The organism is Acinetobacter sp. WCHAc060033, assembly GCF_004209125.1.
Lineage (GTDB): Bacteria > Pseudomonadota > Gammaproteobacteria > Pseudomonadales > Moraxellaceae > Acinetobacter > Acinetobacter wuhouensis.
In genome coordinates this window covers 20,493-37,012 of the sequence record NZ_SGSW01000018.1, presented here as the reverse complement: position 1 = coordinate 37,012, position 16,520 = coordinate 20,493, and the positions used below count along the sequence as shown (strand labels likewise).

Annotated in this window: 14 protein-coding genes; 7 read left to right on the top strand and 7 right to left on the bottom strand. The window is 39.9% G+C overall.

Annotated elements, in window-relative coordinates; translation table 11 throughout:
• Nucleotides 1-7 precede the first annotated feature (7 nt).
• The 3 genes from creD (at nucleotide 8) to EXE10_RS09875 (ending at nucleotide 2,166) form a co-directional block, all read left to right on the top strand.
• A complete protein-coding gene (gene creD, locus EXE10_RS09885) occupies nucleotides 8-1,417 on the top strand; it encodes a cell envelope integrity protein CreD (protein WP_130113249.1) in 1,410 nt (469 codons plus the stop codon).
• Between the two features lie 100 nt (nucleotides 1,418-1,517).
• A complete protein-coding gene (locus EXE10_RS21895) occupies nucleotides 1,518-1,733 on the top strand; it encodes a hypothetical protein (protein ID WP_130113248.1) in 216 nt (71 codons plus the stop codon).
• Nucleotides 1,734-1,812: 79 nt separating this feature from the next.
• A complete protein-coding gene (locus EXE10_RS09875) occupies nucleotides 1,813-2,166 on the top strand; it encodes a RidA family protein (protein ID WP_130113247.1) in 354 nt (117 codons plus the stop codon).
• A gap of 95 nt (nucleotides 2,167-2,261) precedes the next feature.
• Here EXE10_RS09875 and EXE10_RS09870 read toward each other — a convergent pair whose 3' ends face one another.
• Both EXE10_RS09870 and EXE10_RS09865 read right to left on the bottom strand, forming a co-directional pair.
• Nucleotides 2,262-2,795: a DUF2726 domain-containing protein gene (locus EXE10_RS09870; RefSeq protein ID WP_130113246.1), complete on the bottom strand. Its 534-nt coding sequence runs from the start codon at nucleotides 2,793-2,795 to the stop codon at nucleotides 2,262-2,264.
• 483 nt (nucleotides 2,796-3,278) lie between these two features.
• Complete coding sequence (locus tag EXE10_RS09865) at nucleotides 3,279-5,693, bottom strand: YgiQ family radical SAM protein (protein WP_130113245.1); 2,415 nt, start codon at nucleotides 5,691-5,693, stop codon at nucleotides 3,279-3,281.
• Between the two features lie 290 nt (nucleotides 5,694-5,983).
• On the opposite strand from EXE10_RS09865, the gene EXE10_RS09860 reads away from it, so the two are divergent.
• Nucleotides 5,984-7,000: an alpha/beta hydrolase gene (locus tag EXE10_RS09860; protein WP_130113244.1), complete on the top strand. Its 1,017-nt coding sequence runs from the start codon at nucleotides 5,984-5,986 to the stop codon at nucleotides 6,998-7,000.
• A 45-nt stretch (nucleotides 7,001-7,045) separates the two neighbouring features.
• Here the strand turns inward: EXE10_RS09860 and EXE10_RS09855 are convergent, their stop codons facing one another.
• Nucleotides 7,046-8,257: an MFS transporter gene (locus EXE10_RS09855; protein ID WP_130113243.1), complete on the bottom strand. Its 1,212-nt coding sequence runs from the start codon at nucleotides 8,255-8,257 to the stop codon at nucleotides 7,046-7,048.
• 175 nt (nucleotides 8,258-8,432) lie between these two features.
• Nucleotides 8,433-9,086: a response regulator gene (locus tag EXE10_RS09850; RefSeq protein WP_068975621.1), complete on the bottom strand. Its 654-nt coding sequence runs from the start codon at nucleotides 9,084-9,086 to the stop codon at nucleotides 8,433-8,435.
• Between the two features lie 377 nt (nucleotides 9,087-9,463).
• Between EXE10_RS09850 and msuE the strand changes: the two genes are divergently transcribed.
• Both msuE and sfnG read left to right on the top strand, forming a co-directional pair.
• Nucleotides 9,464-10,201 (top strand): FMN reductase, encoded by a 738-nt coding sequence (gene msuE, locus EXE10_RS09845; protein ID WP_130113242.1) that lies wholly within the window; start codon nucleotides 9,464-9,466, stop codon nucleotides 10,199-10,201.
• Nucleotides 10,202-10,243: 42 nt separating this feature from the next.
• Complete coding sequence (sfnG, locus tag EXE10_RS09840) at nucleotides 10,244-11,368, top strand: dimethylsulfone monooxygenase SfnG (protein ID WP_130113241.1); 1,125 nt, start codon at nucleotides 10,244-10,246, stop codon at nucleotides 11,366-11,368.
• A 109-nt stretch (nucleotides 11,369-11,477) separates the two neighbouring features.
• Here sfnG and EXE10_RS09835 read toward each other — a convergent pair whose 3' ends face one another.
• From EXE10_RS09835 to acs, 3 genes are all read right to left on the bottom strand, one after another.
• Nucleotides 11,478-12,167 carry a hypothetical protein gene (locus EXE10_RS09835; RefSeq protein WP_130113240.1) on the bottom strand — a complete coding sequence of 230 codons (690 nt, stop codon included), beginning with the start codon at nucleotides 12,165-12,167 and terminating at the stop codon, nucleotides 11,478-11,480.
• A gap of 131 nt (nucleotides 12,168-12,298) precedes the next feature.
• Nucleotides 12,299-13,474, bottom strand: coding sequence for an acyl-CoA dehydrogenase family protein (locus EXE10_RS09830; RefSeq protein ID WP_130113239.1), 1,176 nt, complete (start codon nucleotides 13,472-13,474; stop codon nucleotides 12,299-12,301).
• A gap of 217 nt (nucleotides 13,475-13,691) precedes the next feature.
• Nucleotides 13,692-15,635 carry an acetate--CoA ligase gene (gene acs / locus EXE10_RS09825; RefSeq protein ID WP_130113238.1) on the bottom strand — a complete coding sequence of 648 codons (1,944 nt, stop codon included), beginning with the start codon at nucleotides 15,633-15,635 and terminating at the stop codon, nucleotides 13,692-13,694.
• 292 nt (nucleotides 15,636-15,927) lie between these two features.
• Here acs and EXE10_RS09820 point away from each other — a divergent pair, with 292 nt between their 5' ends.
• Nucleotides 15,928-16,509, top strand: a complete 582-nt coding sequence (locus EXE10_RS09820) for a DUF805 domain-containing protein (RefSeq protein WP_130113237.1) — start codon at nucleotides 15,928-15,930, stop codon at nucleotides 16,507-16,509.
• Nucleotides 16,510-16,520: the final 11 nt, after the last annotated feature.

The following is a 16,520-nucleotide window of genomic DNA, read 5'->3' as shown; positions in this document are numbered from 1 at the left end:
AACAGTGATGCGCTCTAGCTTCCTTACACTCAAAATCATCGCCATCGTGATTTTAGTCGCCCTCTTTTGGGTCGGTTTATTCTTTATCAGTAGTCTTGTTTCCGAACGACAAGGCTACCAAAAAGCATTTCTACAAGAAATCACCCAAAATAATATCAGCCCACAAACCATTATCTCACCTTATGTCCGTGTCCCTTACCTAGAACAAACGACTTGCCTAGATGAGCAAAAAGTTGCACATGCATGTACGCAAGAACACTGGGTGTATGTCAGTGCGGATAGCACTCAATGGCAATCCAATTTTGATGTCAAAAATGATCAGTATAAACGCACGATTTACCGTGCCATCAGTTACCAAGCCAATTTAACGGCAAAAGGCATCTTCCAAAAACCAACCTTGGAAAATAAAAACTACCAATGGGAAAAAGCAGAAATCCTCTTCCCAATCCATGATCCACGTGGTTTAGCAACTCAGCCTACATTGAAAATGCTTAATAAAAACTACGCCTTTGAAATGAGCCCTCAAGGCAATGACAGTACTGGTTTTGATTTTATGCGCATTTCGGCTCAGAAACATCCAGAATTAATCTCTGCGATCCAAAATGGTTTTGCCTTTGATTTAGATGCAAAAATAGCAGGTTTAGGGAAATTTACCCTCATTCCAACCAGTCGCAGTGTAACTTATCAAGCCAAAGGCAATTGGGCTGATGCTAAATATTCAGGGCAAAATCTACCGCTTGAAAAAACCAGTGCTCATCAACAATTCACTGCCCAATGGAAAAATATTGCGCTAGGTCACCAGAATTTAAACAAACTCATCAACTGTGAAAACAATGAATGTATCCGACAACTCAGTGATGGTAATTACATCAAAAACGCAGAATATGAATCCGAAAATAGTCAGAAAATTGGTTTAAGCACCGAGTTTTTAGATTCCGTAAATGTCTACACCCAAACAGACCGTGCGATTAAATACGGTATCGTCATTATCATCATTACTTTTGGTTGCTTCTTTCTATTTGAAGTGTTGAAAAGCTTACGCATCCACCCGATTCAATATTCTTTGGTGGCAATGGCGCAAGGAATCTTCTTTGTCCTATTACTCTCAATCAGTGAGTATTATGCCTTTGCATGGGCCTATGTAGTGGCATGTATTGCCTGCGTGGGGTTAATGACGTGGTATCTGTTCTTTGTGATGAAAGGCGCTAAACCTGCAATGCTGTTCGGCATCATCCTTAGTACGCTCTACGCCATCATGTACATGTTATTGCAGTCTTCAGGCAAAACATTCTTGATCGGCTCAATCATTTCATTTGTCGTCCTTGCAGTCGTGATGTTCATTACTCGTCATATCGACTGGTATCAAATCAGCAATCGACCAGAGCGTGAACTTAAACCTTACACACCTCATCAATAGGCATATCGCCCCCTGTGGATGGTACATACCATCCACTTTTTGCATCAATCATTTTTCTAATCAAATCTTTAATCATCACTCTGAATCTAGAGGTCTTAAAATGAATATATCCATCATTCAAAAACAGCAATACATAGAAAATATCCAACAACTTTGTCCTTTAAAATGTTCAATTGCGTACTGTTTAACTCAATTACGTAGCGCAAGAATTCAATTTTTAAATTTGGGCAATTTGATCATCTGCCCCAAACAGAACTGCTTAATTTTTTTTCAATCCAAAATATTGATCCGTATCGATACATTCACCAACACATAACACAAAGTCTGAAAAACCAGATGTGCAGATCATTCATGATCACGTAAACTTGAACACAAGATAAAATTTGGGAATGATTATGACTGTACAACGTCTGCATGTTACAAAACGTTTCTCTGAAATTGCAATTTCAGGAAATTTAATTCACTTGGCTGGTCAATTGGCTAGTGATTTTAGCTTAGACATTAAAGGTCAAACTCAACAGACTTTCGACATTATTGACCAGTTTTTGGCAGATGCAGGCACAGATAAAAGTCATATCATGTCAGTGACGATTTATTTAAAAGACATTGAAAAAGATTATGCCGCGTTTAATGAGGTTTGGGATGCATGGGTATCTGATATTGAAGCCTTACCACGGACTTGTGTAGAAGCTAAACTGTATGATCCCAATGTGTTGGTTGAACTGACTGTCGTTGCTGTAAAGCCTTAATTGTTCAATCATTTGAATCAATTCATTTGTTTTAAAGCAAAAAAATGCATGTAAAAACATGCATTTTTTATTGCGTATTTATAGGAACTCAACACTTATCCAAAAACACGTGAATCACGATTCGCGTAAAGATCAAACTTCCCCATAGTCTGCTCTTCCATCAATTGAGGGCGACTCATCTCAGAAAACTCTGAAAGAAAATCTTCACGTAAATATTGATATTCAGGAATACCCATATAACGTACTACACGATAGCCTGCCGATTGTAACAGGGCATCTTCATACCGACTTCTTGTAGAACGCTTCACCGAGTTAACATCGTCTAGGGCGATCACCGCCAAAACTTTACAATCTTTATCTAACACCACAAAATCAGCAAACATTTGCTGATATTTGCGACGTGTATGCAAATATTTGGTTGTGAGTAATGCATCAAATGAAACATGCGCCAGAATATTCGCTTCTGGTAATATTTCTTTTAGACGAGTAAAAGTCATTTGTTCATGCGAGTTAAATACAGCTCTTCTGCGTAAAGCACTATCTGTCTGTTGCTTATTTTTTAGTCCTTTATAAGCAACGCCAGTCACAATAGCAAGTAATACCAAACTTGCGACAATGATCATGTCCATTGTTGATGTTCCTTATTTCTTTTTTATAGTATGGTTCTTAAAAAAACCAATTTTATGTATCTATAGATACTTTCCCATTCAGTTTAATGTTTTAATCGTTCACTAAAAATCGATATTCATTATTCTAAATATTCGATTAAACCACGGTTTTAATTTATAATTTGAACCAACATTCATTTTATTCACTGATTATTGAAAAAAATGAATGTGTTCAGTACTTTTATACCGTTTCTCTATACGGAATACAACACGCTCTGTCGTAACTTTAGTATGATTGTTCGACAATTTACATAAAATTATTGTGTTTTTTCTGTACTAAAGTTTTCAACAGTTTTGCAATGACTTATCCACAGATTAGATTATTCATTAATCGATCTAGGTTTGTACTGAAATTTTACTTCTAATTAGACTATTCAATTGATTATTTTATAAAAATAAAAAGGATGCTTCCGCATCCTCTTCAATCAACTATTATCTCAAAACCTAAGCTCTATGCTTCGGCTTAGATTTTCCATTACCCTTTCCACCAAACGGTTTTTTATCACCTGTTTCGCGAGGTGGTAAACCTGTATGTTGCGTCAGAATTTGACCACGTTCAGGACGCTTTTTGGTATTCGATGGACGTGACTGACCTTGAGCAGCTTTAGTGCGTTTACCCTGTTCACCATTACGCTTTTGTGAATCGCCATCCACCGTTGAATTTTTCTTACGCGCAGATTGATACTGACCCTCTGCACTGCCCGCAGGCTGATAAGTCGGAATCAAATGCTGTTTCGAGTTCCCAATAAGATCGGCACGCCCCATTTCTTTCAGGGTTTCACGTAACAAAGGCCAGTTGTTCGGATCATGATAACGCAGGAAGGCTTTATGAATACGACGACGCTTATCACCTTTCACGATGTCGACATTTTCAGTATAACGCGCCACTTTTGCCAGCGGGTTCTTACCTGTGTAATACATGGTTGTTGCTGTTGCCATTGGCGATGGGTAGAAAGTCTGTACCTGATCAGCACGGAAACCATTCTTTTTCAGCCAAATCGCCAGATTCATCATGTCGTATTCGGTCGTCCCCGGATGCGCTGCAATAAAGTACGGAATTAAATACTGTTCTTTACCTGCTTCCTTACTGTAACGATCAAACATCTGTTTGAAGCGATCATAGGTCCCGATACCAGGTTTCATCATCTTCGACAATGGACCTTTTTCGGTATGTTCGGGCGCAATTTTTAAATAACCACCGACATGGTGCTGTACCAATTCTTTGACATATTCAGGGTTCAAAACTGCAAGGTCATAACGCAACCCTGAACCAATCAGAATCTTTTTGATGCCTTTTAATGCACGTGCTTTACGGTATAACTGTGTTAATGGTGCATGATCGGTATGCAAATTCTGGCACACACCTGGGAATACACAGGATGGTTTACGACAGTTCTTTTCAATCTCAGGATCTTTACACGCCAGACGGTACATATTTGCCGTTGGACCACCTAAGTCCGAAATGATGCCTGTAAAACCTGGTGCGGTATCACGGATTTTTTCCACTTCACGTAGAATCGATTCTTCCGAACGGTTCTGAATAATACGACCTTCATGCTCTGTAATCGAACAGAACGTACAACCACCAAAACAACCACGCATGATATTCACAGAGAATTTGATCATGTCAAATGCAGGGAAACGTGCTTCACCATAAGCAGGATGTGGCAGACGTGCATAAGGCAAGTCAAACACATAATCCATTTCTTCAGTGGTCAATGGAATCGGTGGTGCATTCAGCCATACATCACGCCCCGCATGGTTCTGCACCATTGCACGCGCATTACCAGGATTGGTTTCAAGATGAAGAATACGGTTGGCATGTGCATATAAAACAGGATCTTGTGATACTTCTTCAAAAGCTGGTAATCGAATTACTGCCAACTCACGTGGAGGCAATTTGTGTTTAATCGCTTTCGATGCAGGTTGAAGCTGCACGATTTGGGTATTTTCATCCAGATTGTCGCCTTCACGGACAATCGGATTGGCAACCAGTTCTTTCTGGAAGTTTTGATACTGCGTTAAAGAATTGCCTTTGCCCTGTTCAATTTCACAACCATCTAGATCTTCAGTCATCACATAGGGGTTGATAATTGGATCTACACGACCAATCGAATCAACATCATTCGATGCAATTTCAACGAAGTGTGCTTTTGAAGCACGGTTATTTTTATTAACAATAAATGCAGTACCACGAACATCGGTGATTTCATGGATTTTTTGCCCTTTGGCAAGGCGATGCATCACTTCAACGATAGAACGCTCGCCATTCCCGTACATCAACAGATCGGCTTTAGAATCCATCAATACTGAGCGACGGACTTTGTCTGACCAGTAATCATAATGCGCAATACGACGCAAAGATGCTTCAATCCCGCCGAGTAAAACAGGCACATCAGGGAATGCTTCACGGCAACGTTGACAATACACCGTCGCAGCACGGTCTGGACGTTTATTCGGTTGATTATCTGGAGAATACGCATCATCAGAACGGATTTTACGGTCAGCCGTATAACGGTTGATCATCGAATCCATATTGCCCGCGGTCACACCCCAGGCAATATTCGGCTTGCCTAAAACTTTGAATGCTTCAGCCGATGTCCAGTCAGGTTGCGCAATAATACCAACACGGAAACCTTGCGCTTCCAAAGTACGACCGATGATGCCTGAACAAAACGATGGATGATCAATATAGGCATCACCACAGACTAAAATAAAGTCACAACTGTCCCAACCGAGCTGATCCATCTCCTCGCGTGACATGGGTAAAAAAGGTGCTGGTTCAAAGCACGATGCCCAATATTTGTCATAATCAAACAACGCAGTAGGCGCAGTCTGAGCAGTATAAGCGGTCGACATGTTGAATTTCTCGATTGGCGGTTGGCGATCGGGAGAGATCTAAGATGAAAGTTGATCATTTTACCATGAATTGAATTCATTTTCATTGATTAAAAAACAACCTAATTTTTAAAATGTAGAATATGACTCCTAAGAAATTCAAAAAACCGACAAATGGTGGTTTTAAATCAAATTAAAAATCAATTTCATAGTCTAAATATTGACCATTAAAATGTGATGTTTGTCCCAATTGTCAATCCATTTTGTGCCATTTTATTTATTGTATAGACAAAATAAATAGGTGATGACTGATGCCAATAAAAAGATTTATCGTCTCCATACTGGTGTTCTTACAAAGCTTTATTTCTGCACATGCAGCAAAAGAACAGTCTTATGCTGAACAAAAAGCATGGAAAGAATTACAAGATCGCATGCCAGAAAATTATCGTTTAACCCAAGATCAGTTACCACAAGAATACTTTTGGCAATGGAAAGAGAACCAAGTTCATGTCGATTACTACCCGCGCCCCAATTCACCTGCTAAAGTGATTTTACTACATGGTGTGGGAACCAATGGTCGTCAAATGAGCTTAGTCCTCGGTCATCCACTGGCTCAGGCAGGTTATGAAACCATGTCTCTTGATCTAATCGGTTATGGACTCAGTCAATATCCTAAAAAAAGTAAAATACGCTATGAAGATTGGGTTCAATTGGTCAGTGACTTTGTTGATACAGAAGCGGAAAAAGATTCACGTCCAATATTCTTATACGGCTTATCTGCTGGAGGAATGCTGACCTTACATGTAGCGATGCAGAATAAAAATGTAAAAGGCATTATTGGAATGACCTTTCTCGATCAAAGAAATTTAGCAGTCAAAAAAGGGACAATGCGCTTTAGCCCACTTAGTTCAATGACTTTGCCAAGTATGAAACTGAGTGCAAAGACGCCTATCGGCAATATTGCTTTACCGATGTCATTGGTTTCTAAGATGTATGCTTTAAGCAATGATAAAGAAGCATTGAAAATCATGCTCAATGACAAAACTTCGGCAGGAAATACCATGTCGATTAAGTTTTTAAATAGTTATATGAATTATCGACCAAAATATGAAATCTCAAATTTTACGCAATGCCCTGTTTTATTGACTCAACCCGCTGAAGACCATTGGACACCCTTAGAACTGAGCCAACCTGTACTCAAACAATTGTCTGTTCCACATCAAGTCGTCATGTTACCAAAAGGTGGACATTATCCTGTTGAAGCAGAAGCCTTGGAACAACTGAAAAAAAGCAGCATTGAATTTATTCAACAGAATCTTAAAAATTAGCAAATCGAGGGAATAGTGAATTGTAAGCTGATCAATTCACTGTTTTTATTTAGATATTTCCTGCATTTGCTTTAATTTAAACGCGACCCATAAACCAACACACAAAATACATGTAATGGTCACGGTTAATCCAAACCATCCGTAATTTTCCCAAACCAAACCACTACTACTACCTAAGAAACTTGAACCCAAGTAATAGCAGAATAAATATAGGGAAGAACCGACAGCACGATATTGTAAGGACTGTACCGACACCCAACTGCTTGAAGTGGAATGTGCTGCAAAGAAAGAGAAAGTAAAGATCAATAAACCAATCAAAATCATTGTTAATGATGGGATTAACATGATCCATAAACCAAGAATCATCGTTAGAAACATGGCAATCAAAACTTTATCCCGACCAAACTTACGACTCCAACTGGCGGCACGTGGTGAACTATAAATTCCAGATAAATAAGCAATCGAAATCAAACCAATCCATGTTTGTGAAAGTTCAAATGGTTTTTCCAGTAGGTGATAACTCATGTAATTAAAGACTGTCACAAAACAGCCCATAAGAATAAAACCTTCGATGAACAGTAATCTAAGTTTAGGGTCAGACAAATTTTTCTTAAAAGACTCAATAAAACGAGAGAATTGAATTGGATAAGATGTGAAATGTTTTGAAGCTGGTAGTGCGAGATAAAAAGTAATGGCGATCAATAAATTTAATATACCAATGATCATGGTAGCTGTTTGCCAAGAAATATAATCCAGCAATACCCCCGCAATTAAACGCCCACCCATTCCGCCAATCGCAGTGCCTGAAATATACAAGCCCATGGCAAAACCGACATCTTTCTGGGCAATTTCCTCCCCAATATAAGTCATCGCAACAGATGCGACACCACTTACAGCCAGTCCGACCATCATTCGAGTCGCAAGGAAAACTTCCCAATAAGGCAAAAATGAACTGATCAATAATAATATTGCCGTAGAGAATAGCGAGATTGCCATGATTTGTTTTCGACCAAAACGATCTGAAATCAGTCCTGCAAATAGTAAACCCAGTGCCAAAGCGATGGTTGAGAATGACAGCGGAAAACTACTGTGGGTCGGTGTGACGTGGAAGAATTTTGCTAAGAATGGCATCATCGGTTGCACACAGTACAATGATGAAAATACAGCAAATCCTGCTAAGAACAGCGACAGGAGAATCGCGATAAAAGGTTTTGTACCATACTCAATATAAGGCGTAGACTCAGACATTTCAGCCATCATTGTTCATGAGATAGAATCAGTATACGCCTATTTTTAAGTGTTCATAAAAGCAAAAAAGCGTGTATAGCTCCATACACGCTTTTTAAATCTTCAATCATTTTGCAGTTGTCGTCATTTATTTCTTTTCAGCATTCAAGCTAGGTCAAAATAAACTACTCAAAATGATAAGCAATTAAACTTTCTTCTCTTCAATATTTAAAGCATTGATGGCTAATACGGCTTGAGTACGATTTTGTACGCCGAGCTTACGGAAGATTGCCGTAACATGTGCTTTGATCGTTGCTTCAGAAACATCAAGTTCATAGGCGATTTGCTTATTCAGTAAACCTTCCGCCACCATCATCAACACACGGAACTGTTGAGGTGTTAAAGATTGAATACGTTCAGCCAAAGCTGTTTCATCTGCCGCACGCGGGTCAAAATTCATGTTGGCAGCAGGTAAATTTGGCGGTAACCAAATATCACCTTCTAAAACCTGACGAATCGCTTCACCGATATGACTTGGATGTGCTGATTTTGGAATATAGCCCATCGCGCCATGTGCGATCGCACGCTGGATAATAGATGCTTCTTCATGTGCAGAAACCACAATAATCGGAATCGATGGATACTGCGCACGAACGTGTACCAATGCAGAGAAACCTGATGCACCGGGTAAGTTCAAATCCAATAAGACTAGATCTGGTTCTGGACCATTTTCCAAACGTTCATAAAATTCATTTACAGCCGCAGTTTCACTGATTTGAGCTTGTGGCAAGCTATAGCGAACCGCCTGAATGAGCGCATGGCGAAACAGTGGATGATCATCAACGATTAAAATATTCATAAGCGAAGCGAGAGATCTCTAGCACAGTTATTCCATTCTAACCGTACTATTAGTATTTAGGATACGGAAATATTAACGAATTTTTAAATGATTTGTTGGCTTTAATGAAAATTCCCTACACTTTTTATGTTATTACTCAAATTTGAGATTTAAATATCACATTTACATATAAAATAAATATTTTAAAAAGAATTAGTTATTCTAATTACGAATAATATTTAGCTTCAAACACTTAATTTGATCATTCGTTACTTATTTCAGCAATTTCTCATTTATCTCAAAAAATGATAACCAATTTTTTTTTCGTTATTTTACAGCAATAGGCAGATATAGATAAATAAAAGGCATTCCGAGATTTAATTTATTAGGTTGCAAAAATGTCTTTTTATACCCAACAAAAGCCACTCAATATTGTCGCTGTATCTGGTGGCTTAAATAACCCTTCAAAAACCGAAGCACTTGTTCAGGCGATTTTGGATGAGCTGGGTGAAGCAACACCAATCAATGTACATTTCATTAAATTCAGTGAAATTGGACATTTACTCGGTGGTGCAATTTATCGTAATCAATTGCCTCAACGTGTCCAAGATGATTTAGCTGCCGTAGAAGCAGCCGATGCTTTAATTGTGGGAACACCTGTTTACCGTGCCTCATTCACAGGTCTTTTTAAACATTTCTTTGACTTTGTTGAACAAACTGCACTTGTTGATGTACCAGTATTATTGGCTGCATCAGGTGGTTCAGACCGTCATGCTTTAGTACTTGAGCATCAGTTACGCCCATTGTTCAGCTTCTTCCAGGCGCAGACTTTACCAATTGGTGTCTATGCCACAGATCGTGACTTCACGCCTGAATACACCATTCACAGCGAGTTTTTACGTGATCGGATTACGCTTGCGGTTGCTCGTGCATTACCTATTTTAGAGTGGGCACCTGCCAAAGGTCAACGCGCAGAAGTCGTGAAAGCGAAGACTGAACAAGCGAACCAGAACTTAGGCATTAACAAACAAATTGAGCAAGAGGAAGTGCTTCCATCCGCAGCAATTCCCAACTTAGATGCTGCTGAATCTCGTTTACATGCCAAATCTAAAACACCGAAAACACAGGTTGCCTAAGCGCAACCTCGTATATAGATAATAAAAATAGAGGGTCATCACATGTCACAAAAACAATTTACTTCCACAGACCAAAATTCAATTAAATTTGCCTACTGGGTTCCCAACGTCAGTGGTGGCTTAGTTGTGAGTAATATTGAGCAACGTACCGACTGGAGCTATGACTACAATGTGCGTTTGGCGCAAGCTGCTGAAAAAAGTGGTTTTGAATATGCGCTGACGCAAATTCGTTTTACCGCAGGTTATGGTGCTGAGAATCAACATGAATCGGTAAGTTTCAGTCATGCACTTTTAGCAAAAACTGAAAAATTAAAAGTCATTGCGGCAATTCTGCCAGGTCCTTGGAAGCCTGCGCTCGCTGCCAAACAATTGGCAACCATTGATTACTTAACCAATGGACGTGTGGCGATCAATGTCGTGAGTGGCTGGTTCCGTGGCGAGTTTGATGCCATTGGTGAGCCTTGGCCTGAACATGATGAGCGTTATGTCCGTTCTGAAGAATTTATCCGTACCTTAAAAGGCATCTGGACGACGGATAACTACAGCTTTGATGGTAAATATTACCAGTTTAAAGACTACACCTTAAAGCCAAAACCTGTGCAAAAACCACATATTGAAGTTTTCCAAGGCGGTAGTTCACGTGCTGCACGTGACATGGCTTCTCGTGTTTCTGACTGGTACTTTACCAATGGCAATACTCCTGCTGAATTGAAAAAGCAAATTGATGATATTCGTGAAAAAGCCAAAGCCAATAATCATCAAGTTAAAATTGGCGTAAATGCTTTTATTATCGCCCGTGACACTGAAGAAGAAGCACAAGCTGTACTACAAGAAATCATTGCCAAAGCCAATGTTGAAGCTGTGAATGCCTTTGGTGATGCGACCCGTGAAGCAGGTGCAGCCTCTAAAGAAGGAGAAGGCAATTGGGCAAAATCTACTTTTGAAGACTTAGTGCAATATAACGATGGTTTCAAAACCAACTTAATTGGCACACCACAACAGATTGCTGAACGTATTGTTGAATTAAAAAGTGTCGGTGTGGATTTAGTTCTTTCAGGTTTCTTACATTTTATTGAAGAAGTCGAATATTTTGGGGAAAAGGTGTTGCCTCTTGTTCGTGAATTAGAGGAGGCTCAAAAGAATCAAATTACAGCAAAATCCGCTTAAAGGATGTGCTTAGAAAATAACAATAAATAATCAAAAATAAGGTTTTTAGTTTTCCCTCATGACTCGGCTTGAGGGATTTTTTTCTAACCCTTTTTCAATTTAAGCTTTTTTAAATTGTTTTAAAATGAGTGAGCTTTGCCGCAGCCTGAAAACTTAATTCATCTGCATGTGCAAACAATAACATTTCAATTTCATGTCGCGTCACATTTTCTGAAAATTGATCAGCGATTTGCTGTAATAAAGCTAAATATTCTTGATAAAAAGTTTGAGTATTGGCTTTATTCCACTGTAAAAAAGTCGTTTGTAGTTTAGCTTGGAAAAAATTAATTAAGGTATTCCGCCCTTTCAAGGGTGGAAAATATTGCGGTAAATCGACAGCATATATCACTTGCAAAGCATTCAACGACATGGCAACACGAGCATCATAAATTGCGTAACGTACAGGGTCGATCACCGACAAAGCTTTTGACCAAGACGCAATGCCATCCGCTCCTTTTAAAATCAAAATTTCAGGTGAGCTTTGGCTATATTCAGTCAATGTGCTGTCACTGTTGGCTTTCACTCCACCCCAATGATAAATGTACCACCTGATTATTTTATATTTTTCTTCAAAATCCGTCGCGACAGAAAAGGCATGATGAAGCTGATGACGCAGTGAAATATTTTGTTCGTAGATATTATTTCCACTCAAGCTCAGATCAACAGGAAGATGTTCTAAATTAATTTCCCACGTATAACTCTGCTTTAAATCATCAATATGCTGATGGCTAAAATCTAAAATTGCTTGGTACAAATCCATGCTGTTTCCACTCAAGTTTTCATTCTTCTCACTCTTATTTTTTAATCTACTCTATATGATTATATCTTTCAGTATGTTAAATAAAAAAACCTCATTGCATTGAATGAGGTTTTTCGACTGAGATAGGGCATTTAAGAATAAAAACTTGGATCAGGCACTTTTCCTGTCAGCACCCACTCACCCACTTCCTGATATTTATAATCAATCGGATCATGCAAAGTCTGTGTGCGTACATTACGCCAAAAACGATCTAAATTCAGTTTGGCTGTCGTGGCTCTCGCACCCATCACTTGGAAAATATTCTGCGTCACAAACAGTGAAGTATTGGTCGCTGCAATTTTTGCAGTGGCAATCGCAACAGATACCTGCCCACGCTGTTCTGCTGTTAAATTCTCACCTACATTCCACGCATTCTGCAAGCTTTCCACGGCTTTATTGGCAAGTAAGCGTACACTTTCAAGCTGCACATAAAATTCAGCAAAATGCTTTTGGGTAAATGGGTCATTCACTGCATTTTTAGCCAACGATTTTGACCATGCTTTCTGACTTTGCACAGTCTCTTTGGCAAGCTCAAATGCTCCCTCAGCCACCCCTAAAAATAAATGCACAAAAATCAGTTGTGCAATCAAAGGTCGTAAACTTGAATACGGTGTACTTAAAGGGCCTGGGTTGAGTAACAATTCATTTTTGGAAATTTTGACCTGTTCAAAATGGCTTGTACCACTATCGGTTTGGCGCTGTCCCATATTGTTCCAATCACCTAAAAAACTTACGCCTTGACGCGCAGTGGGAATCACCCCAATCAATAATTTCCCTGCTTCATTAAAACCTGAACACAGCAAAATATCTGAATCGATCGAACCTGAACAAAAACTTTTATCACCCTGAAAAATATATTCATTCTCTAAGATTTGAGTTGCTGTAGTCCGTCGATCCAATGGGTTTAAGGTATTGCCCCAGAACAGATTATTCTTAGCCGTATCTTCAAACCATTTTGCGTATTGCTCAGGCTGGGAAAATAATTGCACTGTCGCAATCAACAAGTGGTGAAAACCATAGACATGCGCCAATGAACTATCGACTTGTGCAATAGTTCGGATGGTTTGGAAAATGGTTTTCCAATCAGCCCCTTGTCCACCATACTGCGTAGGAATAGACAGTCCAAGCAAACCACTTTGACGAATCAGATCACGTTCATACTTTGGATTGCCCCCTGTCTTGTCTCTTTCTGCCGCAGTCTGCGCAAATTGCTCAGCCAGTCGTTGAGCAACGAGGGGAGATTGGTTTAAAGCCTGTGGCGCATTCATGTGACTGTCCTTATTTTCAATATTTTTAGCTTAGCAGATCATCCTGAACTGCTTTATCTGAATGCCTGCTGTGCTTATGCACTATTTTGAAAATACTGAGCCACACAAAAAAATACCGCTAGCCTGAAGCAAACGGTATTTAACTTTTATATTAATCATGAGGAGCCCTCTCTCCTTTTAGGAGAGAGTTAGAGAGAGGTGAAAACCAATCGTCAAATCAACTATTCGCCTGCACTTCTTTAATCAACTGATCCACCACACTCGGGTCTGCCAGTGTCGAGGTATCTCCCAGACTGTCCAGCTCATTGGCAACGATCTTACGCAAAATACGGCGCATGATTTTACCAGAACGGGTTTTTGGCAATGATGGCGCCCAATAAATGGCATCTGGGGTCGCAACAGGACCCAAAACCTTACGTACCCATGCCACCAGTTCCTGACGCAATTCTTCCGTTTCAACTTCACCTGCCTGCAAAGTGACATAAGCAGCAACGCCCTGACCTTTAATATCATGTGGCATACCAACGACGGCAGACTCAGCGACTTTTTCATGCGCCACCAAAGCGCTTTCAATTTCAGCCGTTCCTAAACGATGCCCTGAAACATTCAGCACATCATCGACTCGCCCTGTGATCCAGTAGTATCCGTCTTTATCACGGCGTGCCCCATCACCTGTAAAATAACTTCCTGGGTAGGTCGCAAAATAGGCTTCGATAAAACGTGCAGGGTCGCCCCAAATGGTTCGCATCTGCCCAGGCCAAGAATCTTTGATAATCAAATTCCCTTCAGCCTCACCTTCAAGTTCATTGCCATCTGCATCGACCAAAGCTGGCTGTACGCCAAATAGAGGGCGTGTTGCAGAGCCTGGTTTAACCGCTGTAGCACCAGGAAGTGGGGAAATCAAAATACCGCCTGTTTCAGTTTGCCACCATGTATCTACAACTGGACAACGGCTTTCACCAACAACCGTGTAATACCAATTCCATGCTTCAGGATTAATCGGCTCACCCACAGTGCCTAATAGACGTAAACTGCTACGGTCACTTTCACGGACATAGGCATCACCCTCACGCATCATCGCGCGAATCGCAGTTGGCGCTGTATATAAAATGGTGATGTTGTGTTTATCGACAATATGCCCTGTACGTGCCCAGCTTGGATATTGCGGAATACCTTCGGACATCACTGTGGTCGTACCATTGGATAATGGGCCATATACAACATAAGAATGCCCCGTAATCCAGCCAACATCTGCTGTACACCAGAACACATCATTCTGTTTAATATCAAAAACTTCACGGAAAGTTGAATTTACATAGGTCAGATAGCCACCTGTGGTATGCAACACCCCTTTCGGTTTTCCGGTAGAACCCGAGGTATACAGAATGAAGAGTGGATCTTCCGCATTCATTGGTTCAGGTGGACAAATATCCGTGACGGTCATAATTTCCATGTGATACCACAGATCACGACCTTCTTTCATCGTAATCGGATGCCCTGTGCGGTGCACCACAATCATATTTTGTACCGATGATGTACCTTCCAGTTGCAGGGCTGCATCGACATTTTCTTTGAGTGGAATGGTTTTACCACCACGCATCCCTTGGTCAGCAGTAACCACCAATTTTGCCTGACTGTCATCAATACGACTCGCCAAAGAATCTGGTGAGAAACCACCAAAGACCACGCAATGCACAGCGCCAATTCGGGTACAGGCCAACATTGCAATCGCCGCCTCTGGAATCATTGGCATATACAGCACCACACGATCACCTTTGCTGACACCATTTTTCTTCAAGACATTGGCGAAACGACAGACTTCATCATGCAACTCTTCAAAAGAAATAATTTTATGGCGTGACGGATGATCCCCCTCCCAAATAATCGCGGGTTTCAATGGATGTTCTTTTAAATGACGATCAAGACAGTTTTCACTAACGTTTAACTGTCCATCAGCAAACCACTCGATTTTAAAATTATCTGGGTCATAACTGGTATTCTTCACCTGTGTGAAGGGTTTAATCCAGTCAAGTTTTTTGGCTACTTCTGCCCAGAATTCATCTGGATGTTCTACAGACTGTTGGTAACGTTCAAAATACTGTTGTTCATTGGTTCTTGCTGTTTTTACAAATTGTTCTGGAACTGGATAGATTTCTTTCATAATCACTTCCTTAATTTTGCATTCCATCTCGGAATGTATGCCTACGTTATTGATTTTATTTGTTGCATCTGTTCAGTATTACGATAGCTCATTTTGGTTAACAATTGTGCTTTGGTCGTAGACACGGGCGTCACTTTAACCATCGAAAAATGCTCAGTCATTTGCCAAAACATTCGAATTTTCAATATCTATGTACTATTTTTGATCTTATAATTTGTTGTGGTACATGCATATGTCTTTTTTCAGAAAAAAACATTTCCTTACCGAATTTCTTGATCTGGACAACTTCTATATGTCAACGCAACACGCCTCAACTTTTTTTTCAAAAAAAACCTCTCCCAAAGCAGACCATCCTCTTTCAATACATGGGCGTTTCAATCGCCTCAGTTATATTGCGTGGTTTGGATTACTTCACATTTTAGTGTCCGTTATAGCAGTTGCCCTGAGCGTCTTTTTTGGCGTGCTTAATTTAAATAACTTACATCTCAGCCAGCATGCGATGACCTCAATTTCTGGAATGGGTGAAATTGCTTATTTATTTCTCAGCTGTTTTTATCTTTATGGATTGGCTGTCATTATTATTCGTCGTTTCCATGATCGTAATAAGTCTGGCTGGCTCAGCCTCTTACTTTTTATTCCGATTATTCAATTTTTTACATTGCTTTATCTGCTTTTAGCACGCGGTGAACAACATGCCAATCGTTTTGGACACCCACGTTCATCAGCTTTTATTGAAAAAATTGTTGCGTGGTTAATGATCATTTTCTTTGTACTTGGGCTATTTGCTTCTGCGAGTGTGATTTCGTTTATGATGGGTTCAGGTGAACTTGAACAACCTCATGAAATTATTCAAAAAGGCACACAATATTTTTAAATTTCTGAAAG